The 22081-nt window shown below is 42.1% G+C and carries 14 protein-coding genes and 2 pseudogenes; 13 read left to right on the top strand and 3 right to left on the bottom strand.

Translation table 11 applies throughout. The features are described 5' to 3' along the window. Window positions 1–188: 188 nt before the first annotated feature. The 3 genes from HUK45_RS05890 to HUK45_RS05880 all read left to right on the top strand — a co-directional run bounded on the left by HUK45_RS05890 (window position 189) and on the right by HUK45_RS05880 (window position 3274). Window positions 189–1346, top strand: a complete 1158-nt coding sequence (locus HUK45_RS05890; protein WP_191911534.1) for a 2-hydroxycarboxylate transporter family protein — start codon at window positions 189–191, stop codon at window positions 1344–1346. A gap of 47 nt (window positions 1347–1393) precedes the next feature. Continuing rightward, on the top strand, window positions 1394–2545 hold the full coding sequence (locus tag HUK45_RS05885; protein ID WP_191911533.1) for a M20/M25/M40 family metallo-hydrolase: 1152 nt from the start codon (window positions 1394–1396) through the stop codon (window positions 2543–2545). A gap of 72 nt (window positions 2546–2617) precedes the next feature. Beyond that, on the top strand, window positions 2618–3274 hold the full coding sequence (locus HUK45_RS05880; RefSeq protein ID WP_191911532.1) for a nitroreductase: 657 nt from the start codon (window positions 2618–2620) through the stop codon (window positions 3272–3274). 332 nt (window positions 3275–3606) lie between these two features. On the opposite strand, the gene HUK45_RS05875 is transcribed toward HUK45_RS05880, so the two are convergent. Next, the gene (locus HUK45_RS05875) at window positions 3607–4581 is read right to left on the bottom strand and encodes a GMP reductase (RefSeq protein WP_191911531.1); all 975 of its coding nucleotides are present in this window, start codon (window positions 4579–4581) and stop codon (window positions 3607–3609) included. A gap of 200 nt (window positions 4582–4781) precedes the next feature. Between HUK45_RS05875 and HUK45_RS05870 the strand changes: the two genes are divergently transcribed. From HUK45_RS05870 to pyrF, 4 genes are all read left to right on the top strand, one after another. Continuing rightward, window positions 4782–6071: an adenylosuccinate synthase gene (locus tag HUK45_RS05870; protein WP_191911530.1), complete on the top strand. Its 1290-nt coding sequence runs from the start codon at window positions 4782–4784 to the stop codon at window positions 6069–6071. Between the two features lie 420 nt (window positions 6072–6491). Further along, a complete protein-coding gene (locus HUK45_RS05865) occupies window positions 6492–7298 on the top strand; it encodes a DUF5011/hyalin repeat domain-containing protein (protein ID WP_206683786.1) in 807 nt (268 codons plus the stop codon). Window positions 7299–7471: 173 nt separating this feature from the next. After that, window positions 7472–8011 (top strand): bifunctional pyr operon transcriptional regulator/uracil phosphoribosyltransferase PyrR, encoded by a 540-nt coding sequence (gene pyrR, locus HUK45_RS05860; protein ID WP_191911528.1) that lies wholly within the window; start codon window positions 7472–7474, stop codon window positions 8009–8011. Between the two features lie 115 nt (window positions 8012–8126). Then, entirely contained in the window at window positions 8127–8864 is a 738-nt protein-coding gene (pyrF, locus tag HUK45_RS05855; RefSeq protein WP_191911527.1) for an orotidine-5'-phosphate decarboxylase, read from the top strand. Between the two features lie 60 nt (window positions 8865–8924). On the opposite strand, the gene HUK45_RS05850 is transcribed toward pyrF, so the two are convergent. After that, a complete protein-coding gene (locus HUK45_RS05850; RefSeq protein WP_191911526.1) occupies window positions 8925–9326 on the bottom strand; it encodes a hypothetical protein in 402 nt (133 codons plus the stop codon). Window positions 9327–9446: 120 nt separating this feature from the next. Between HUK45_RS05850 and asp1 the strand changes: the two are divergent. The 3 genes and pseudogenes from asp1 to HUK45_RS05835 all read left to right on the top strand — a co-directional run bounded on the left by asp1 (window position 9447) and on the right by HUK45_RS05835 (window position 17410). Further along, a pseudogene (gene asp1, locus HUK45_RS05845) lies at window positions 9447–10990 on the top strand (accessory Sec system glycosyltransferase Asp1). Then, a complete protein-coding gene (locus tag HUK45_RS05840) occupies window positions 10990–12483 on the top strand; it encodes a glycosyltransferase (RefSeq protein ID WP_191911525.1) in 1494 nt (497 codons plus the stop codon). Before asp1 ends, HUK45_RS05840 begins: the two are co-directional and overlap by 1 nt. 379 nt (window positions 12484–12862) lie before the next feature. Beyond that, window positions 12863–17410, top strand: coding sequence for a mucin-binding protein (locus tag HUK45_RS05835; protein ID WP_191911524.1), 4548 nt, complete (start codon window positions 12863–12865; stop codon window positions 17408–17410). A gap of 274 nt (window positions 17411–17684) precedes the next feature. Here HUK45_RS05835 and rlmD read toward each other — a convergent pair. Next, window positions 17685–19065 (bottom strand): annotated as a pseudogene (gene rlmD, locus HUK45_RS05830) (23S rRNA (uracil(1939)-C(5))-methyltransferase RlmD). Between the two features lie 265 nt (window positions 19066–19330). On the opposite strand from rlmD, the gene HUK45_RS05825 reads away from it, so the two are divergent. The 3 genes from HUK45_RS05825 to HUK45_RS05815 are packed head-to-tail and all read left to right on the top strand — an operon-like array spanning window position 19331 to window position 22057. Next, window positions 19331–19897: an NADPH-dependent FMN reductase gene (locus HUK45_RS05825; RefSeq protein ID WP_191911538.1), complete on the top strand. Its 567-nt coding sequence runs from the start codon at window positions 19331–19333 to the stop codon at window positions 19895–19897. Between the two features lie 2 nt (window positions 19898–19899). Further along, the gene (locus HUK45_RS05820; protein ID WP_191911537.1) at window positions 19900–21144 is read left to right on the top strand and encodes an NAD(P)H-dependent oxidoreductase; all 1245 of its coding nucleotides are present in this window, start codon (window positions 19900–19902) and stop codon (window positions 21142–21144) included. Continuing rightward, window positions 21137–22057, top strand: a complete 921-nt coding sequence (locus HUK45_RS05815) for an FAD:protein FMN transferase (protein WP_191911523.1) — start codon at window positions 21137–21139, stop codon at window positions 22055–22057. The genes HUK45_RS05820 and HUK45_RS05815 overlap by 8 nt, the downstream gene beginning before the upstream one ends. The last annotated feature ends 24 nt before the right edge of the window (window positions 22058–22081 follow it).

Below are 22081 nucleotides of genomic sequence, written 5' to 3'. Positions count from 1 at the left end.
GGCTGGTCGGTGTCTTTTTCTTTTACTAACATATATTTTAAAGGAAAACGGAGTTAAATGAAATCCGAAGATTTCATCTAACTCCGCTTATTATTAGGGACTTATGTCACAGCCCCTTTTTGGATCTTCCAAACCATTTACGCTTCGAGATCGGTTTTTGAACAGTAAATGATATTGGAGGATTTTTTATGTCTGGAGTAATTTCTTTAACAATCCTGCTGGTGATTTATGCCGCTAGCGAATATATTTCCCGAAAGACTAACGGAATTATTGATACGGTCCTAACAATTTCAGTTTTAGCGTTAATCGGTTTCTGGACCGGAGTCTTGCCGAAAGATCTTTTCTCAAATAGCAGGGTTGAAGAATTCGGGATGGCAATTGTTGGATTGATGTTAGCCTCACTTGGAACCACGATTAACCTTGCTGAGCTAAAGCGTCAATGGAAAGTGGTTGTGATTGCGATCCTTGGTGCAATTGGCTCGTGTATTTTGATTGTCGTTGTTGCCTTATTAGTAAAACAGAAGAACTTTGGCATTGTCGGTGCCCCAATCTTTGCTGGCGGAAATGCTGCAACATTGGTCTTGTTAAATGCTATGCGGGCAAAGAATATGCAAATGCTGTCCACCTACGCCTTAGCAGTGCTAACATTCCAAAACATAATCGGAATTCCAATCGCTACTTACGCGATGCGGCGGGAAGCTCACCGTCTTCTTCAGGGTAGCGGATCAGAGCTTCAGGAAGGGCGAACTGAAATTACCACGCGGCGCCGCCCATTACAATTATCAGCACTTTTTGATACACCAATTATTAACCTTGCTAAGTTGGGTCTGGTTGCCTCATTAAGCTATGGGGTTAGCCTTTTGATTCACGGCACGATTAATTACCTGGTTCTGTGCTTTATTCTAGGGATTATTTTCAATCAATTAGGTTTCCTTGACGATCATATTATGGATAAAACAGCCTCTAGTGGCATGATTACATTCTTAGTAACCATCGTGATCTTGGCAAGCCTTGCGAATACGACGCCACAAACTGTGATGTCTGTTTTGCTCCCATTATTAGTTTGCCTGATTGTGGGAACGATTGGGGTAGTGATAACTTCTTTCTTTACCGCAAGAATCTTTAATGTTTCACGTGAAATGGCAATTGCGTTGGGAATGACATGTACTTTCGGCTTCCCAACTACAATGATTTTATCTCAGGAAATAGCAGCAAGCGCTGGACAAACAGAAGCGGAACAAGTAGCACTAGAGAATTATTTCTTACCAAAAATGATTACTGCTGGATTAGTCACCGTTACTTTAGTATCAGTATTCTTTGCTGGTTTCGCGATTAATTATTTATAGGAAACGATCAAGATCGAAATTAGGTTAATTAAGTGGAGGAAATGACGATGGATCAAATTACAAATTATTTACAAGAACAATTCTCAGCGATGACTGAGTTAACAGAGAAGATTATTAATGTTGATAGTCCATCTTATGACGTTGCTGGCGTTCAAAAAGTAGCGGATATTCTTAGTGCGAAAATGAAAAGCTTGGGGATGGAGACTCGGCAGCGAGATAGCGGAAAGCAGGGGATGGTCTTAATCGGTGAGCTACCGGGAGGAAAAGACCTTCAGCCAGTGATTTTGCTTGGTCACATGGATACTGTTTTCCCCAAAGGAACCGTAAAGCAACGCCCATTTAAGGTTGAGGGGGATCAAATGACGGGTCCGGGGATCTTTGATATGAAGCCAGGATTGGTGATTGGCTTGTTTGCTATCCAAGCTTTGGTAAAGCTGAAATTGAATCGTCGTCCAATTAAAATGATCGTTGTGGGTGATGAAGAAAAGCTTCATATGGATTCAAGGACGTACGATATTATTGCAGATGAGTGCCAAGGGGGTGCCTATGGTCTTAATCTTGAAGGAGCGAAGGATGATCCGAGTCATGTTGGAACCCATAATCGTGGTGGGATGATTGTCGACGTTATTGTTCATGGTCGAGTTGCTCATTCTGGAGCGGAACCGGAGAAAGGGCGAAGTGCAATTATTGAATTGGCTCACCAAATTATTAAATTAAGCGCACTCAGTGATTTGCAAGCGGGTGTCCACGTGAATTGTGGAATGATTAAGGGCGGGACTAGTGAGAATATTATTCCGGATCGGGCAACGACTAGCTTGGGTGTTCGGTTTAGGACGAATCAGCAACGAGATCGGTTACTGGAGCGAATTAAATCAATTGCTGCTACGCCAACCATTCCAGATACAACCACTACGGTAAAAATGCGGACGAAGATCGATAGTATGGAGGAGACGCTGGCGGTTAACGAACTTTTTGCTGAGTTGAATCAGGTTGCTCAACAGGTTGGTTACGGTAAACTTCAAGCTGTTGGTGGCGGTGGGGCATCCGATGCGGGAATTATGGTTGCTCGGGATGTCCCGACAATTGATGCTTTAGGGGTTGTCGGGGATGGCGCGCATAGTAAAGAAGAACGGGCCAGTGCGAAGTCGCTACTAACGAGGTCATCACTGATTGCTAACTTTATTGCTCAAAGAGGCTAGTGCTGATTTCGTTAGTTAATAAAAATGGGGTAAACTGTAACTAACGAATAAAGCAATTAGGGAGCGATCAGAATGAAACTAACGGAAGCAATTAATTCTCGTCATTCAGTTCGGCAGTTTACAGATCAGCCTGTTGATCAAGATCTCATTAAGAAAGTTGTGAAATTAGCACAACGGGCCCCATCGTGGGTTAATTCGCAACCATGGCAGGTTTACTGTGCGATGGGCAAGTCATTGGCGCAAATTAAGGCAGCCTATCATGAGGAAGATCTAGCAGGGAATCACGGTCATCCTGATTTGGCAGTGATGTCACGGGAAGACTGGAGCGATGGAACGCAGGCTAATATGAAGCAGTGGCGACACGGTATCGTTCACCACTTTGCAACATTTGACGAGGCTCACCAGCAAATGACCGAAGCTAGTCAAACGCTCTACAATTCTCCAGTAATCTTCTACATTACGATTCCAAAGGCTTCACCTGATTGGTCGATTCTGGACGCGGGAGCATTTGGTCAAACACTAATGTTAGCGGCAACTGATCTGGGCTTGGGTTCAATTCCAACCTATAACAGCGTTCGTTTTCCTGATATTTTGCACCAGATTCTGGATGTTCCTGACGACGAGCGCTTTATTGAAGGAATTTCACTAGGCTACGAGAAAAAAGCGAAGATTAATTCTTACCGGTCCGAGAGACGTCCTTTGGGTGAAATTTTGCATTTTAGTGATTAATGCATATAGCAAAAAAGAGATCATGAAAAATTAGCTAATTTTTCATGATCTCTTTTGGCTTTTATTAGAAGTTAGTGGTGTTCTTACTGCAACTTTGCTGAGATCTGTTCGCCAGGAACTTGCTAGAGCTAACAACCTCCCTCCCAGATGCTTTCAGCATCAAGTCGGGAGAAATTGTTAGCCACCGGAAAGTTTTAACGGCTTCGCACTCTGGTTTAAACGTGTTCGCCGTGACCGCAATCTCCGTCTAACTATCCCGTCCTTGATTGCAAGACAATCAGCGTCCGGGATCCTTAGTACTCGATTGCTCCGTCACGGCTCACACTCTTTCTTTAATAATCCCCATTCATGATGGAGTTTTTAACAATTACGTAATCGACGCGGCGGATTGATTCAAGGTCACGACCACCGGCGTATGAAATTGATGATTGAAGATCTTCTTGCATTTCGCGAAGAGTATCTTTAATTGAACCCCGGTAAGGAACGAGCATTTGCTTGCCTTCAACGTTCCGGTAAGCCCCCTTTTGGACTTCAGAAGCGGAACCCCAGTACTGTTTATAACGCTTACCGTCAATTGTGATGACGTGACCTGGTGATTCAAGGTGACCAGCAAGCATTGAACCGATCATTACCATTGAAGCACCGAAGCGGACAGACTTAGCAATATCACCATTATGACGGATCCCACCGTCAGCGATGATTGGCTTACGTGCGGCTTTAGCACAAAGGCGGATTGCGGCTAACTGCCAGCCTCCAGTTCCAAAGCCGGTTTTTAGCTTAGTGATGCAGGCCTTACCAGGGCCAACACCAACTTTAGTCGCGTCTGCCCCCGCGTTTTCCAAGTCACGAACTGCTTCAGGAGTTGCAACGTTTCCAGCGATCACGAATGCGTTGGGAAGATTTTTCTTGATATATTGAATCATTTTAATAACAAAATCGGAATGACCATGGGCAACATCAATTGTAATGTATTCTGGATCTAAATGTTCGGCTTTTAATTGATCGATAAAGTCGTATTCAGCATCCTTAATTCCAACTGAAATAGAAGCAAAGAGCCCGCGCTCATGCATCCGCTTGACGAATTCAGCACGCTTTTCAGGTTCGAAGCGGTGCATCACATAGAAGTAATCATTTTGGGCGAGCCAAATAGCAAGGTCTTCGTTGATCACGCTTTCCATGTTTGCTGGTACAACAGGGATCTTGAATGTCTTTGGCCCAAACTTAATGCTGGTATCAGCCTCTTTCCGACTCTTAATAATGCACTTGTTTGGGACTAGTTGGATGTCATCGTAATCGAATGTTTGCACGAGAACAGCTCCTTTACTTTCTTAAAAATTCCGTATGCTATTATGCACTGTTTACTGATTATCGTCAATAAAAAACATCGGACATTTATAAAAATGTTCAGAAAAATTGTTCGTTATCTCCTTGACGAAGATCCTGAAGTCCGGTAATATAGTGAAGTAAAAACGTCTTTTACAAATTAATAGTTTGAGGTGAAAGAATAATGTCATCAGTTGTGATTGTAGGTAGTCAATGGGGAGACGAAGGGAAAGGTAAGATGACCGATTACCTTAGTCAAGAAGCGGATGTTGTTGTCCGTTCCCAAGGTGGAAATAATGCCGGTCACACAATTGCGTTCGATGGCAAGAAGTTTGCTTTGCGGCTTGTGCCATCCGGAATTTTTGGTAAAGATAAGTTAGCGGTTATCGGTAACGGTGTTGTTATTAACCCGCCTGCATTATTGAAGGAATTACACTACCTTCAAGATAACGGAATTGACATCTCTGGCTTGCGGATTTCCAGCCGTTCCCACGTGACATTCCCTTACCATATTCTTTTGGATAAGTGCCAAGAAGCAGCTAAGGGTGATCACAAAGTTGGAACTACCAAGAATGGGATTGGACCTACATACATGGATAAGGTTTCCCGTGTTGGTATTCGGATGTGCGACTTGTTAGAAAAGGATACCTTTGAAACTAAGTTACGCCGGAATTTAGCTGAAAAGAACGAATTGTTCACTAAGTTGTACCACGTTGATCCAATTAACTTCGACGATATTTTCGAAAGTTACTATGAATACGGTCAAGAGTTAAAGAAGTATGTTACTGATACTTCCCGGATCGTTAACGATGCCCTTGATAGTAACAAAAAGGTTCTCTTTGAAGGAGCTCAAGGGGTAATGCTTGATGTTGATCAAGGTACCTACCCATACGTTACTGCATCCAACCCAATCGCTGGTGGTGTATGTACTGGTGTCGGTGTTGGTCCAAACAAGATTAATACTGTTGTTGGAATCTGTAAGGCTTACTCAACCCGTGTTGGTGCTGGTCCATTCCCAACAGAATTAACCGATGAAATTGGTGATCAAATTCGTGAAACCGGTCATGAATACGGAACTGTTACTGGCCGTCCTCGTCGTGTTGGCTGGTTTGACAGTGTGGCAATGCGTCATGCACGACGCGTTTCAGGTTTATCCTGCCTTAGTTTAAACCTGTTAGACGTCCTTACTGGTTTGAAGACCGTTAAGATTTGTAAAGCTTACAAGCTTGACGGGAAGGAAATTGATTACTACCCAGCTAGCTTAAAGGAACTTGACCGGTGCGAACCAGTTTATGAAGAACTCCTAGGTTGGGATGAAGATATTACTGGTGTAAAGAAGTTCGAAGACTTACCAGTTAACGCTCAAAACTACCTTAAGCGGATTAGCGAGTTATCCGAAACCCCACTCGCAACTGTTTCCGTTGGTGCCGACCGGATCCAAACCATCATTGTAAAGGATCCATGGGAGTTATAAGAGTATAGAGTGTGAGCCGTGACGAACTAGCAACTGAGCACTAGAAAATCCCGGACGATGATTGTCTTGCAATCAAGGACGGGATAGCTAGGCGGAAGTTGCGGTCACGGCGAGCACGTTTCCACTCTGTTACAGTCGGACACGCTAGCTCTAGAAAACTCGAGCGAGGGAGTGAACCAGAAAACTTGTTTTCGTCTGTGAACCCCCGCAAGGATGATTAGACTTCTCGTTATCGACTTGTTGATGCGAGAAGTCAATCAGCTACTGCGACAGTTTTGACTGTATAGCAATAGAACGCTAGCTCACCCACATAATTCAAATAAACATTCTAAAAAGCTAATCGCTAGGAAAACCTACGATTAGCTTTTTCTTTCATGTGCTATAATGCAAACGGATTAACAAGAAAATGTGGAGGATACTATGGCAAAACCAGTTTTAACGATTCAACGACACTATCTTGATTGGCCACTGGGACAGTCAATCGTCAATTCAGAATTGATTAACCAGTTTGGAATTAAAGCAACGAGTGATGGTCGTGACCTAACCGATAAGATTACATTTAACTTAACCCAAGTTAACATTAACCAGCAGGGTGAATATCCAATTGCCGTTACAGTAATGGATAGTGATGGTCAAACCGCGTCAGATCACTTAACCTTAAATATTAAGCCTCGAGAACAAGTTCAATCACAATCGAATCGGAGTCATCAATCAACTGCACCGAGAAAACATCATCGTGGTTGGTTAGTAGCATTGATCATTTTACTGGCAATAATTGTTGGATGGTGGGCGGTTTCGGCACATAACCGCAATCAAAATCAACAAGCCAATAATGCTGAGCAAAGCAGCCAAATTAGCGATAACTCCAGTAGCATTAGTGAGCTGAGTTCTGATAACCAAAAACTTGCGGAACAGGTTGCCGCGCTTCGGGGAGCTGCTCGGCAATACGAGAAAGATCATGACCAGCAAGAACTCCAAAACCATTTGAATAATATTTCAAACCAAAATCAACAGATCGAGAATCAGCTAAACAGTAATTCCGCTAAGCAAAAACTGAATGACATTGACCAGACTATTACTCAGGTTCAACAAGACCCTGATAATGCTACTAGCACAGTTAATAACCTTAAAAACAAGGATGGCTTCAGTCAGATTTGGGACAATATCACTTCCATGATGGAAAATTGGTTAAGTAAGCACGCTAGTCAGAGTAATAGTAACCAATGATAATTATTGACAGGCTTAGGCGAGACGCTTAAAATACTGGTAATAAGAGAAATATCGCCTTTAACCTGATTCCGTGAAATCAAGAAGGAACAAATAAGTAATTAAACCCTTCCTCACAGTTTCAGTGAAGAAGGGTTTTGTAAAAATAAATTGATTAAGGGGAAGTGACCAGGATGGCCCATGAAATTGTTGATGGATCAAGTATGCAACGGGCATTAACACGAATTACTTACGAAATTATTGAACAGAATAAAGGAGTCGAAAACCTTGTCTTTGTTGGGATTAAGACCCGGGGAGTTTATCTTGCTGAACGGCTAGCTAATCGGTTGAACCAACTTGAAAACGTTGAAATTCCAGTTGGCGCGCTTGATATTACCTTATACCGGGATGATCGGCACATTCCTGATCATCATAAGGAGCCAACGGTCAAGACATCTTCACTTGGAATTGATATTAACGATAAGCATGTCATCCTTGTTGATGATGTTCTCTTTACCGGGCGAACAGTACGGGCGGCCCTAGATGCCTTGATGGATATGGGACGACCACAACAAATTTCACTTGCTGTGCTAGTTGACCGGGGTCACCGTGAATTACCAATTCGGCCTGACTTTGTTGGCAAGAACATTCCAACCGCAATGAATGAAACAGTTCATGTTGCCGTTGAAGAATATGACGGTCACGAAGATATTACAATCGAACATCACGAATAAGTTATTAACCATTTAATCTGCTCCAGTGAGGGCGAAACGGTGTTATAAGCGAGAACGCGAAAGCACCAGTCTCCCTTTTCTGAGGAGCACTGGTGCTTTTTTTAGGAGGAAAATTATGGAACGCTTTGAACCAATTGTTGCTATTGATGTCCCTGATAAGCGGAAGGCTGTTCAACTCTTTGATCGCCTTTCTAACGATACTGATCATATGCCAATTATTAAAATTGGGATGGAACTATTCTATGCTTTTGGTCCTGGAATCATTAAACAAGCCAAGGAACGGGGATTTAGGATTTTCCTTGATCTAAAGGCACATGATATTCCAAACACGGTTGAACGGGCAATGGCACAGGTTGGCCGGCTAAGCGTTGCGTTTGTTACCGTTCATGCTGCTGGTGGAAGTGAAATGATGAAGGCTGGTTTACGCGGTTTAAAGCAGGGAGCTGCTGAAGCACGTAATTCGGTTCCTAAGATGTTGGCAATTACCCAGTTGACATCAATTGACGAGGAAATTCTTCACAACGAGCAGAAGATTAACGGTACCGTAATGGAATCTGTTCAAAACTATGCCCGGTTGGCCGATGAAAGTGGCTTAGCAGGAGTGGTTTGTTCCGCTAAGGAAATTTCTGCAATTCGAGAAGTTACCAACCCAGACTTTCTCTGCATCACACCAGGAATTCGCCCTGACTTGAATACTCATGATGACCAGAAGCGGGTTGTCACACCAAAACAAGCTGCTGAAATGGGGAGCAACGGAATTGTTGTTGGTCGGCCAATTACCCAAAGTGATGATCCAGTAGCAGCATACAAGGAGATTCGTCATGAATTCCTTGAAGGCGAAAACGCTGATTAGGCTGTTATTCTAATAAAAATGAGGAACTGAGGAAATTATGTTTTTCTCAGTTCCTTATTTTTATTTTTTAAGGTAATGAAATCTTTCTAGTAGTTCGCGTGAACGCTGGTCAGCGGGACGGTAGCCAATGTTGAAGGAGTGTTTGAAGTACATCATGTTGTAGAAAATTGCAAACACAAGTGAAGGCCACGGGAATTGCATTAACCAGTTTAAACCGAAAAAGAGAACTACTAATGCGTAATCAAGGTCAAGGACGATCATTAAGAGAAAGTTATAGTAGTCGCCCCGGAATAGTGCTGGTAGGGGACCGAACCACAGCGTTGTCCATGAAATTCCCACTTTGGCGATCTTAATTTGCCCCTGATCGTTAACGACTTTGGCATAATTTGGCGGTAATGGGAGATTATTGAGATCAAACGGGTTTTGGTCATTGTTATTGTTATTACCAAATGGGTTTTGCATTAATCTTCTCCTTCTTTCATATTATAAATATAAATTTTAACACAAATTGATTACAAGTCCTAATATCACTGCTTTTGTTATGGTACACTTAACCTGTTAACGTAGAAAAGGAGAAAAGCAATGTTATTCTTTCTGAATGATAATATTCAGCATAATAAGTCAGGCATTGAACACGCGCAAATTAAGCGGTTGCACCTGTTCGAGATGTTTGACGAACCAGCTAAGATCGTTACCCGGAAGTATTCAAACGAACTTCACATGGTAACTGAAGAAGCGGGGATTGCTGATGAAGACTTTGTAAACTTATTTGATTATTTCCAAGAAGCACGGGTTTTTCCGCAAAAAGATGTCACCATTAAGGATGTTGATGTCGATCCTACCTGGGACCGTAAAGCTGACGGAATCAACTATAACTACTATCGAAATGGTAACCGGATCATGTATGTTCGGCGGCGTAATGATAAGGAAAAGCATATCATTAACCTTCAGTACTTTGATCACTTTGGCAAGTTATTGAAGGTTAGCTGGTATGATAACCGTGGATTTATCTCGGTTGAACAAGTTTACGACTGGGATGGCAACATTGCAACTGAAAACTACCTTCGTCCGGATGGCTCGATTGCTATTCAGTTGGAACACCAAAAGAATAAGCGGGATAAGGGAGTTGATACTTACCACCTCTTCAATTATAAGGGACAGGACTGCCAGTTTGCTAATCTCGATGAACTGACACGGTTCTTCTATGATGAAATCGTAACTGATCCTGAATTAGTTGGGAATGGCCCAGTTGGTTTGGTAGTTGACCGGACATACGAAGTTGGTTGGTCGGTACTCCACATGAAACACCGGGTTTTCCGGACAATGCAATTGCACAATGATCACGTTAATGATAACAGTGATATGTTGCACTCAACCTTAAATTACAACTATACTTGGGGACTTAACCACGTCAAAGATTGGGATGGGATCATCACCTTGACCCCTCAACAACAGAAAGATGTTAAGGACAGGTTTGAAAAGTACGGGACAAAGATTTACCGGATTCCAGGACCAATTGTTCCTAAGGCCGTCTTGGAAGCTAAGCACATTCCATTTGAACAGCGGACAAAGAACCAAGTCGTAATGGTTGCGCGGCTCTCACCAGAAAAACAACAGGATCACTGCTTAAGGCATGGCCGAAGATCTTAGAAAAGGTTCCGACGGCAAAACTGGACTTCTGGGGATATGCAAATGACAACTTCGATAAGACGTTAAAGAAGATCGTAAAGGATGAAGATCTCAGTAATTCCGTAACTTTCCATGGTTACACTAATGATCCGAATGCGGTTTATAACGACGCCCAACTATTGATTTTGCCAAGTCATGCTGAAGGATTGCCATTATCATTAGTTGAGGCACAGTCACATGGCTTGCCAATCGTGGCGAACGACATTAAGTATGGACCAGCTGACGTTGTGATTGACGGCCAAGATGGGCTCCTTACCCAAAATGGGGATGTTGATGGCCTAGCTAAGGCAATTATTGACCTCCTGACAGACCAAGAGAAATTGGCAAAGTTCAGTGAAAATGCCTACCAAGATAGTGAACGTTACTCTGAACCAAATGTCATGAAACTATGGAATAAATTAGTTGATGATATGAAAACAAAGGAGGCCGCTAAATAATGTTCTTTTTCGTTAACCAATACTTATTGAGCAACGATTCAAGTATTGAACACGCTGAAATGAAGCGGCTGAAGCTCTTTAAGGATCACAATGCCGAAGCCAAGTTAGTTACGCGGAACTATGACCAAATTATTCACGCAACTCTGCAACGGTTTGGCTTAACTGACGACCAGCTTGTTAATATGTATGACTTCTTTGCGGGAACAACCGATTATGTGGGGCATGATCTCCATGTTAGTGATCTGAACCTGCCGATTGAATACCAGGTAGGGACCGGGAATAACTACCAAGAAGTTAAGGACGGGGATCGCCTAGTCTGCATCGTTTACTTTACTGGTGGAACTGTCGGCCTAGTAAATCACGTTGATTGGTTTGATGTTGCCGGGAACGTGACCCTTCGTCAACAGTATGATCTTCGGGGATTCAAGTCGGTTGATCAATTTATCGGTGAAGACGGTCAAATTAGTTTTGAGCGGTATTACCGTCCGGATCAAACCATTTACATGGAACGGTACTATGTTAAATCAGTTCAGAATACACCGATTAACTCGTTGAACGTCCTCAAAAACTACCAAGGACATGACCGGTTCTTTGATAGTGAAGAAGATCTTTTCGCTTTCTTCCTTGATGAAGTGAATAAGGCAAACGGTGAAAATAATGTCTTTATTGCTGACCGGCCAGCAGTCGCAATTCAGCCAGTGATGAATATGCAGACTGCCGCTAAGAAGTACCTTTGGATGGCAATGAACCACGTCAACGATGGTAATAACCTTAAGAGTGGCCCGCTTAACCCAATGCTCCAAGGTCCGCTTACTACTGACCTTGATAAGTGGGACGGCATCATTACCATGACTGAAGCTCAGGCAGAGATGATTCGGGAACGGATTGGTGATCAGAAGCCAGTTTACGCAGTTAACGGTGTTCCAGTTAAGAGCAATAACCAACGGACTGACATGAAGTACCGGATTGCGGGACAAATCATTTATGTTGGTCGTCTTGGTGAAGATAAGCAGACTGGGAAGTTAATTGAAATCTTTACCCGGATTCATAAAAAGGTACCTACTGCTAAGCTGACTCTTTACGGCTATGGCAATCCTGACGATGTTAACCGGTACAAGAAGCAGGTTGAAGATGCTGGCTTGACCGGAATCGTTGTCTTTGCTGGTTACCAAGTAAAATTGGATCCAGTTTATAATACTGCTCAATTATTCATGGATACGAGCCGAATCGACGCCCAGCCATTAGCAATGGGTGAAGCATTATCCCACGGTGTCCCAGTCGTGACCTACGATTACATGTATGGCCCAAGCGAAATGGTCAAATCTGGCGTCAACGGTGAGCTAGTACCATTAAATAACGCGAAGAAGATGGAAAAGGCCGCCGTAGATATCCTAACTAATCCAAAACTCCTGCAAAAACTCAGCACCGGCGCCTACGATTCTCTCGATAACATTAGTAATCTGAAGACGTGGAAACAGTGGTCGAGAGTGTGAGCCAGCAAAGAACTTGCGGAAAGCTAACAATTTCTCCTGCCGAAGGCGACTAGCGCCTAGGCAGGAGGTTGTTAGCTCTAGCAAGTTCCTGGCGAACAGATCTCGACTCGGTTGCAGTAGAATGCCTAGCTAGGCGGAAGTTGCGGTCGCGGCGAACAGCTTTCGACTCAGTCGCAGTCGAAAGCATATAGCAACTGAACAGTGAGTTATTGCTGTACGCTATTCAGTTTAATGTTATTTTAGTTAAATTTAATATACATCTAAATCTTGAAAAAGGAAGATTGCGTGTTTAATTAGCAATCTTCCTTTTTTTATCAGTAGATAAGTTCTATAATTTATTTGATATATCAATTAATGCTTCAGGGGAGGAGCAAGCAAAATGCTATCGAAGAATAATTTAAATGAACAAATGCGTAAAATGGCAAGACGTAAAGAACGATATTCATTGCGGAAATTGTCCGTTGGGGTAGCGTCTGTTTTAATTGGCTTTACCTTATATTCAATGGGGGGGGAAAATTCCTCAGTCCTAGCTGATACAAATACAGGTGATAATGCAACTGCAGAAACTGCTAGTGAAACACCAACAACTAATGATAAGACAGCGGTATTACCTAAAACAGCTAGTGCTAATAATAAGGAAGCTGTGGCTGTAAAAGCAAATAGTAATCAAGAAGTAAATAACGAAACAGCCAATGGAAAAACTGTTAATAAGGCAGCAACCTCTTCAACTAACGAAAAAGTTGCTGAAAGCACATCGGATAGTAAGAAAGTTATATCTAATAGTGATGTTAGAGTTATTAAAAATGATGTAACTACTGGTAAAAAAGAAGTTAAAAATTCTGAAATGGTAGATAATTCAAAAGATATGAATACCACCACAGCTGAAATTCATTCTTTAGGAGTAAGAGTTGGAAGTGCACAGGCTTTAGAGGAGAGTAAGGCTGCAACTGATAATTCTTTATCAATGGGTATGACGGCAGATGAATATAAAAAAAGCATTAGTGACAAAAGTAACTATTTTACCTATACTGATGTTGCTAATCATGTTTTACGTAAAGTTTCTCGAACTGTAATAATGCATAAGCCAGATGGAGATGAGACTATTTCACAGTTTGGTTCAATCAGAAGTATTAACATGAACACTACCTATCAGGGTTGGCCAACTAAGTATATAAATAGTCTGAAAATTGCTACTATTATTAATAATAATGGTAAAACTACACATAACTGGGTATACCAAAACACTGTAAATGCTGAATCAAGTGATGGTGGTGAGACGACTTTCTTTAAAAGTGCGGCTGATAAGGAAGCCTATGAGAAATTTATGGCTTTTGCGACAAATCCAGATATAAAAGTAACTTTACCAGCCATTGATGAAAGTCAGCTTGAGGTACCAGGATATACTTATACCATTTCACCAGCTAATAGTAATCTAGGTGATTGGACATTTGATCCACTTAATGCTAATTCAGTGGAGATTGAAGTTAATTATAAAAAAGTTGCTACTAACACTGTAACCTACAAATTTGAAGATCCATTTGGTAATCAAGTAGGTACTCCAGTAGCAGTAAGCGGAGAAGATGGCAGTAGTCAACCAGTTAAGTTAACTCTTCCAGATGGTTATCAACTTGCTTCTGGTAGCCTTCCAACTAGTGTTACTATTCCTGATAGCGATCAAACTATTCCAATTTCTGTAAAGCATCAGCTTACAATCACTTTTTCAGGTGAAAGTACATTTAATTATGCGGATGATAACTGGAAAAATTTAGTTGAGACTAATGAACTTCCTGCTAGTGGCTATAATGTTGGTTTTAATGATGCTAACGCTAGAGTACAATTGTCTGATGGCGATGTAACGTATAATGAAAATAGAGATGCCGGAACTTACACAGTTAGTCTAACTGAAAAGGGTCTTAATGACATTAAAGATCAATTGGGTGATAACTTTATTTATCCAGATCTTAAGGATGTTACAAGTAAGGCTACTTTTATTATAGCTAAAGGAAATAAAGAAATTGATCTTATGGGAGGAGATATGAAGGTATTTGATAATACTTCGACTCTTCCAGATCAGGGAACTTTCTATTCAGGGTTAGGCCTTAGTGATGATGATCAAGGTAAGATATCAATCTATAATTCTGACGGAACTCTTAAGACAATTCAATTAACACCTAATGATGTAGAATTTTGGCTTAATGGGAAGAAAGTTACTAAAGACCAAGCTAAGAGTGTTGGCACATACGATCTTCGTTTAACTGATGCCTTTATTCAAAAAGTTAAAGATGCTGATGGTAATAATGGAAATAACTACGAGTGGACTTATGGTCCTGAATACGAAACTGCTCAATATAAAATTTATCAAGCAACCGGTAAGGCTAAGTTAAGTGGTAACAATTCTAAACTTTATGATGGTAATGCTGTAACTACTGCTGAAGTTAATAAAGATGGCAAGATTACTATTGATTTAACTTTACCAGTTTATAAACGAGCAGATGAACCAGGCGATGAACCACAATTATTAAGAACCGTTGATTTAGGAAAATATACTCTGCAAGATGGCGACTATACTTGGGCTAATGGAACTGCTCCAACTAAGGGTGGTATTTACACCATTAATTTAAATAAGGACAAGATTTTAGCTCACTTGCAAGATTGCTTGGTTGATTTAGCAGGTATGGGAACAGATCCTGACGATCCTACTAAGTCTTTAAGTAATGTAACTATTTCTACTGATGATATGGCTGGTCAAGCAACATTTGCGATTGAGACGACTACAGCTTACCAATTTGTAGATGATGACGATAATGGTAGTAAAGTAGGTACTCCCGTAAGTAAAACAGGTCTTAATGGTGAAAGTTCAGCTATTAGTTTAACTGTCCCAACTAACTATGTTTTAGCTCCTGGTCAAACTTTACCAACTAGTGTAACTTTTGGTGATACTAACAATACAATTGATATTCACTTGAAGCATGCAACTAAGACTGTGGATAAAAATAATGTTCCAGATGGTTACACTAAAGATGATTTTGCTAAGGAGATTAAACGCTCAATCACTGCTAAAGAGCCAACTGGTGATGTTGATCTAAGTCAAAAGACTGAATTGACGAGAACTGGAACTTATGACGAAGTAACTAAGAAGGTTATTTCCTATAGTGATTGGACAACTGGTAATTTTGACGAAGTTACGGCTCCAGAAGTTGCAGGTTATACCCCAAGTCAAGCAAATGTAGCTGCCGTAACAGGAGTAACAACTGACTATGTTGATCCTAAAGTTGTAATTACTTACACACCAAATGCCCAACAGACAACCGTAACCTATGTTGATGAAAACGGGAATGAAATTAAGAATCCAGATGGTAGTTCAATCAGTGGTAGTCACTACGATGTCACTGGAGTTACCGACCAAAAGAATGTGCCAACTAATATTAAGAACAACGTACCAACGAACTGGCATATCACGGATACCACCGTGCCAGATGTGATTAGCTTTGGCGCTCAAGGGCATCCAGCAATCACTGTTCATGTTGCCCATAATACTAAGACAGTTGATAAGAATAATGTTCCAGATGGTTATCATGAAAGTGACTTCAGCAAGACTGTTACCCGGACAATTACTGCTAAAGAACCAACTAAGAATGTTGATCTTAGTCAACATACTGAAGTAACTCGGACTGGAACATATGATGAGGTTACGAAGAAAGTTATTTCATTTGGTGATTGGACTACCTCTAAGTTTGATAAGGTTAACGCACCAGAAGTAGCTGGTTACACTCCAAGTCAAGCAGAGGTCCCTGCAGTTGATCGGGTAACAGCTGATTACACAGATCCAAAGGTTGAGATTACCTACACGCCAAACGAACAGACTGGGAAGATCACATACGTTGATCCAAACGGCAAAGAAGTTGGTACTACCCCATTAACAGGAAAGACGGATGAAGAGATTCCAGTTACACCAAACGTTCCTGCAGGTTGGCAAATCGTTCCTGGTCAAGATATTCCAACAACGATCACCGCTACTTCAGATGGTATTCCAACTGTTACAGTTAACGTTGAACACAAGATCGTTCCGGTAACACCAACCGATCCGAAAACACCAAGTGATAAGCTCCCAGACAATCCTGGTAAGAACTATCCAAAGGGTGTTGACACGACTGATCTGAATAAGACAATCACGCGGAAGATTACGGTTATCAAGCCTGATGGGACAAAGGAAGCTCATGACCAAACAGTCAACCTTACCCGGACTGCCACCGTTGATGAAGTTACGGGTCAAGTTACCGGCTACAGTGATTGGACAACATCGAGTTTCACTGAATACGATGCTCCAGAAATTCCTGGTTATACGCCAAGTGGCAATGCACCAGCAGTTGCTTTGGTTACCAGCACCAGCGACTTTACCCCAATCGTCATTACTTATATCCCAACCGACCAAACGGTTAAGTATAAGTTTGTCGATCCGCAAGGCAAGGTTGTCGGCGTTCAGACAGTGCCTGGCAAGACCGGGCAAACAGTCCCAGTTAATATCCACATTCCTGATGGTTATCAATTAGTTCCTGGTGAGAGTGTTCCAACATCTTACACCTTTAAGGATGGTAACTCTGATCAAATTATTAAAGTGGCCCTGATCCCAACTAATGGTGGTCAACCAATAACTGGTGATCATCAAGGACAAGGAACACCAGCTACTAATACGCCTACGAACACCACTCCAAACAAGAATGATGTTACTGGCAAACTAGAAGGTAATGTTCCTAATGTACAAACAGGGGAAACAATGACGTCTCAATCAACGACTGCTAAGGATAAGCAATTACCACAAACTGGTAATACTGGTGAAAAGAACGCCCAAATTTTCGGTGCTCTTTCAGCAGGACTGGCTGCCTTGGTAGCAGGCTTTGTACCAAATCGTCGTCGCGATAATAAGTAGTAATTTAGAACATAAAGAAGCGATCCACGGGGAATCCGCGGACCGCTTTTTAGTTAGGAAATGAAATTGTTGTTTAAAAGGGATTGCTAAATTGGTTCTACTGCAACTGAGTCGAGAACTGTTCGCCAGGAACTTGCTAGAGCTAACGTGTCCGACCGTAACAGAGTAGAAACGTGCTCGCCGTGACCGCAACTTCCGCCTAGATATCCCGGACTTGATTGTAAACAATCGTCGTCCGGGATTTTCTAGTGCTCAGTTGCTAGTTCGTCACGGCTCACACTCTTTGTGACAACTTCACCACCGCTTCGCAACGGGTGGTTTGCGGCATCATGTCAACTGGTTGGATATAGTCAACGTGGTAGACACTGGTTAATCGACCGAGGTTCCGCGCAAGGGAGGCCATGTTACATGAAACGTAGGCGAACTTGGCAGGGCGTTCTTTGATGATCTGTTCAATCAGATCATTGTCTAAACCGGTTCGTGGCGGATCGACCACAAGTGCATCAAAGTGATGGCCTTCCTTTCGCCATTGCGGGATAACATCCTCTGCTGAGCCAACTTCATAATGGGTATTTGTAATACCGTTAAGGTCAGCGTTTTGTTTAGCGTCTTCAACGGCTTCGGGAATTGTTTCCATCCCCCAAACCTCCTTCACCCGGTTAGCCAAAGACAACCCCCGCGTAGGCATCGATCAAAGTGTCGTCAGGAGAAAGTTCCAGTGCCTTAGCTGCTTCTTCATACAGGGTTTCCGTCTGTTCAGGGTTTAGCTGTAAGAAGGAGCGGGCGGAGAGATGGAAGTCCAATCCCATTAAACTCTCAGTAATATATTCTTGCCCAGTTAAGTGGATCATTTGATCACCCCAAATTAGTGGAGTATCGCCCGGATTAACGTTTTGCATTACGGAAACAACCTTTGGGAGCTGTTCTTGAATGGTTTCCAGTAGTTGACGCTTGTGGGGGAGTTTAGGCGTATTAGTAATTAGTGTCAATTGAACTTCGCCGGTTGCAGCTGACTCACGAACAACTAGGGTCTTAATAATTCCACTGTTACGTTCTTCGTCGTATACTGGGATTTGAAGAGCCTCGATTGCTTGGACGACTGTTCTGATAACCTTCATTGTGTTCGGCATTTGAACGGCACATTCTTGAATGTCTACGAGATCATGACTATTTGCCTTGTACAGACCAGCCGCAACGTGACCGTTAACCATCCGTACTTGGAATGAGGCCTTGTTCCGGTAGCCATATTCATGTGGTGCCGCAATGGTAGGGCGAACGTCATAGTTCCGGTAACCATATGGCTTGAATTTTTCGAGACTATCCAAAACGACCTGCCGTTTAAACCGCAATTGGGCTGGATAAGCCAGCTTTTCTAATTCAAAGCCACCCGCAACCTCGGCATAGCTATCGCGGGGTTCGACCCGATCTCGACTAGTTTTGCGAAGTCGATGGATTTTGGCTTCAAGAAAGCGGGGATGGACCCGGGTTACTTCAGCGACAACAACTTCATGCGGAAGGGCGCCAGGGACAAAGCACACTTTATGCTTAAAGTAGCCAATTCCTTGACCATTAACCCCAAGCCGCCGAATCGTTAACGGAAAACGATCCCCAACCTGGATCTCAATATTTTGTTGTCGTTGTCGTGATTGAACCATGATATAATTTCGATCCTTTCAAAGATTATTGTCTTATTTTAGCATACCGCTCTTAATAAATGACTGCTGAACAATAATGTTATTATTTGAATATTATTTAAACTAACAATAATTAATCTTTATTGGTTTAAATGGTTTGATTATAATCAAAAGTTTGAAAATTATCTAAAAATAAGCAAAATACTAATAATCTATTTTATGATCAGTTAAAATATAGTAAAATGGTTGTGAATTAATGAATAAACTTAAAGAGGAAGTGACATACTTGAAAATTGCTGCAATTGCTGGGTCAAATGCTAATCATTCGTATAACCGGATGCTATTAGAATTTATGGCTCAACATTTTAAGGATCAAGATCAGATTGACGTGATTGATATTCGCCAAGTACCAATGTTTAACGAAAGCTTTAAGGGCGATGCTCCCGAAGTAATCAAGGACATTGACCGCCGGATTAAGGATGCCGATGCCGTGATCATCGCTAGTCCTGAGTACAATCACTCAATTACCTCAGCGTTGAAGAGTATTGTTGAATGGTTGTCTTACAGTGTCCACCCCCTTACTGGGAAGCCAGTAATGACAATTGGTGCCTCAACGCATGATCAGGGGGCATCACGGTCCCAGGTTCAATTACGCGATATTTTAATTTCGCCAGGGATTAATGCAAGTGTCTATCAAGGCGATGAATTTTTCATGAGTAACGTGACTAGCCTAATGGACGAAAATGGGAACATTACTGATGAGGGAACAATTGGCTTCTTAGAAAAATGTATGAACGGCTTCCGTTATTATGCGAAAGCAATTGATCGAATGAACGAGGAGATGAGTAAGTAATGATGAAAATTCTCGCCTTTGTCGGTACTAATGCTGATTTTTCATATAACCGGTTACTGTTACGGTTCATGAAGAAGCACTTTAAGCAAATGGCTGATATTGAGATTTACGAAGTTGGTAAGCTATCACCATTTAGTGTTGATACTCCATTATCAGAACAAACAGAAGTCTGGAAGTTAAAGCAAAAAGTCAAGGAAGCTGATGGGCTAGTATTTTCTACTCCCGAATATGATCACGGAATTCCTGCAGTTCTTAAGTCAGCTATTGAATGGCTTTCTTACAAGACTAAGGTGCTTTCAGAAAAGCCAGCAATGATCGTTGGGGTTGCTTATGGTCGTCAAGCCTCTGCTCGTTCCCAAGTTCAGATGCGACAAATTTTGATTTCACCGGATTGTAACACTAATCTGATTCCAGGGAATGAGGTCTTGATTGGGAATGTCCGGAACACCTTTGCTAAGGACGGCCGTTTGATAGACCAAGAAGCAATTGATAACCTAGAAAAGTGCTTTGAACACTTTATTGAATACATTCAAATTTTCCAAGATGTTGATAAGGGGGAACATAATATGGCCGTTAAACAACCAACGATCAGTGATGCATATATCCAATTTCCAACTGGTCGGTTGTCATTAAAGGAAGTTCAACAAATCTTTAGTACGATTCCGTTTGAAATTGATTTAATCGATAGCACTGATCATTTTGCTTGGTTCTCAGATAAACCAAACCGGGAACATGTTCGGAATACTGCATCCCTCGGTGAAACTGTCCAAGAATGTCATCCACTAATGGCTGTTCCAGCAGTAATGAGCATTATCAACAGCTTCCGTGAAGGAAAGAAAGACGTCGTTACGCGACCACTCTGGATGAATGGTCACCGTTCACTGATCCAATACTACGCTTTACGGGACATCAATGGTCATTACCTCGGTACAATTGAATTTACCGGAAGCGTTGAATACATTTTGAACCTCTTTGAAAATGGTGCTTGGAGTAAGGATGCAACTACTGGTGCATCTAAGAACACTAATGAACCTGCGCCAGAGGAAGAAGAACCAGCAGTCGATGCCTCAACAGGTGCTTCAGAAAGCAGCGATGACAGTGATGATGAAGAAAATACGCCAGTAGCTGCCGATGAACGTCCAGTAGAGGAAACTGACGCTACGACTGGTGCCTCCGAAACTGGTAGCGTTGATGCGGAAGACGATACCGCTGATGCATCAACCGGGGCTTCAGAGAACGATGACTAGCGAATTAGTAAATCAACGCCATTCAATGGTCCACCATGCGTTAGGAACAAAGATTGTCCTAACGCTTTTTGGTGATCGCTATTACCCGTTACTAGCGAGATCAATGCGGTTGATTGATGAATACGAGGATCGGCTAACGGTTAACCGTCCGCAATCAGAGGTAATGAGTGTTAATCATGCAGCAGGAAAAGGGCCCAAAGTTGTCTCACCATCAACTTATGAGTTAATCAAATTAGCCGTTAAGTATAGTCGGGAAAACTTTGGCTTTAACGCTTTGATTGGGCCATTGGTGAAGCTGTGGAAGATCGGTTTTACGGGAGCAAATGTCCCTCAAGATGCTGATATTCAAGAACGGCTCAAATTAATCGATCCCTATAAGGTTCTATTGGATGATGACTACCGAACCGTTTTCTTGGAAGAAGCGGGGATGGAGTTAGATCTTGGTGGAATTGCCAAGGGCTACATTGCTGATCGAGTTCGTGACTTTTGGATTGAGCAGGGAGTTCAAGCGGGAATTATTAACCTTGGCGGGAACCTTCTGTTTGTGGGAAAGTCACCGCGTCGTGAAGATGGTCAATGGGTAATTGGCGTTCAGGATCCGCGGTTGAAGCGGGGGGATGACATTGAAATCGTCCGTAAACCAGCTTGTTCTGCCGTTACTTCAGGGATCTACGAGCGTTTCCTGGAAGTAAATGGTAAGAAGTATCACCACCTGCTGGATCCACGAACCGGTTATCCTTTACAGACGGATCTTTCTAGCGTGACTGTATTTACTGAGCAGTCGGTAATGGGAGAAATCGAGGCTAAACGATTGTTCTTTAATGGCGCTCCTATAAATGGTTGGGAAGAACAGTCAGGGAATTTAGGTGCTGTTTTCATTGCGCAAGATGGTACTGTTAAAAATGTTAACTAGTTAATACTAAGAGTTACTCATTTA

It is taken from the genome of Limosilactobacillus urinaemulieris, assembly GCF_014838745.1.
GTDB lineage: Bacteria > Bacillota > Bacilli > Lactobacillales > Lactobacillaceae > Limosilactobacillus > Limosilactobacillus urinaemulieris.
This window is presented reverse-complemented; position numbering and strand designations above follow the sequence as displayed.

Coding starts and splice junctions, on each gene's coding strand:
- HUK45_RS05890 (WP_191911534.1), top strand. CDS start 189: ATGTCTGGAGTAATTTCTTTAACAATCCTGCTGGTGATTTATGCCGCT.
- HUK45_RS05840 (WP_191911525.1), top strand. CDS start 10,990: ATGTTCTTTTTCGTTAACCAATACTTATTGAGCAACGATTCAAGTATT.
- HUK45_RS05870 (WP_191911530.1), top strand. CDS start 4,782: ATGTCATCAGTTGTGATTGTAGGTAGTCAATGGGGAGACGAAGGGAAA.
- pyrR (WP_191911528.1), top strand. CDS start 7,472: ATGGCCCATGAAATTGTTGATGGATCAAGTATGCAACGGGCATTAACA.
- HUK45_RS05880 (WP_191911532.1), top strand. CDS start 2,618: ATGAAACTAACGGAAGCAATTAATTCTCGTCATTCAGTTCGGCAGTTT.
- HUK45_RS05815 (WP_191911523.1), top strand. CDS start 21,137: ATGACTAGCGAATTAGTAAATCAACGCCATTCAATGGTCCACCATGCG.
- HUK45_RS05820 (WP_191911537.1), top strand. CDS start 19,900: ATGAAAATTCTCGCCTTTGTCGGTACTAATGCTGATTTTTCATATAAC.
- HUK45_RS05885 (WP_191911533.1), top strand. CDS start 1,394: ATGGATCAAATTACAAATTATTTACAAGAACAATTCTCAGCGATGACT.
- HUK45_RS05850 (WP_191911526.1), bottom strand. CDS start 9,326: ATGCAAAACCCATTTGGTAATAACAATAACAATGACCAAAACCCGTTT.
- HUK45_RS05865 (WP_206683786.1), top strand. CDS start 6,492: ATGGCAAAACCAGTTTTAACGATTCAACGACACTATCTTGATTGGCCA.
- pyrF (WP_191911527.1), top strand. CDS start 8,127: ATGGAACGCTTTGAACCAATTGTTGCTATTGATGTCCCTGATAAGCGG.
- HUK45_RS05835 (WP_191911524.1), top strand. CDS start 12,863: ATGCTATCGAAGAATAATTTAAATGAACAAATGCGTAAAATGGCAAGA.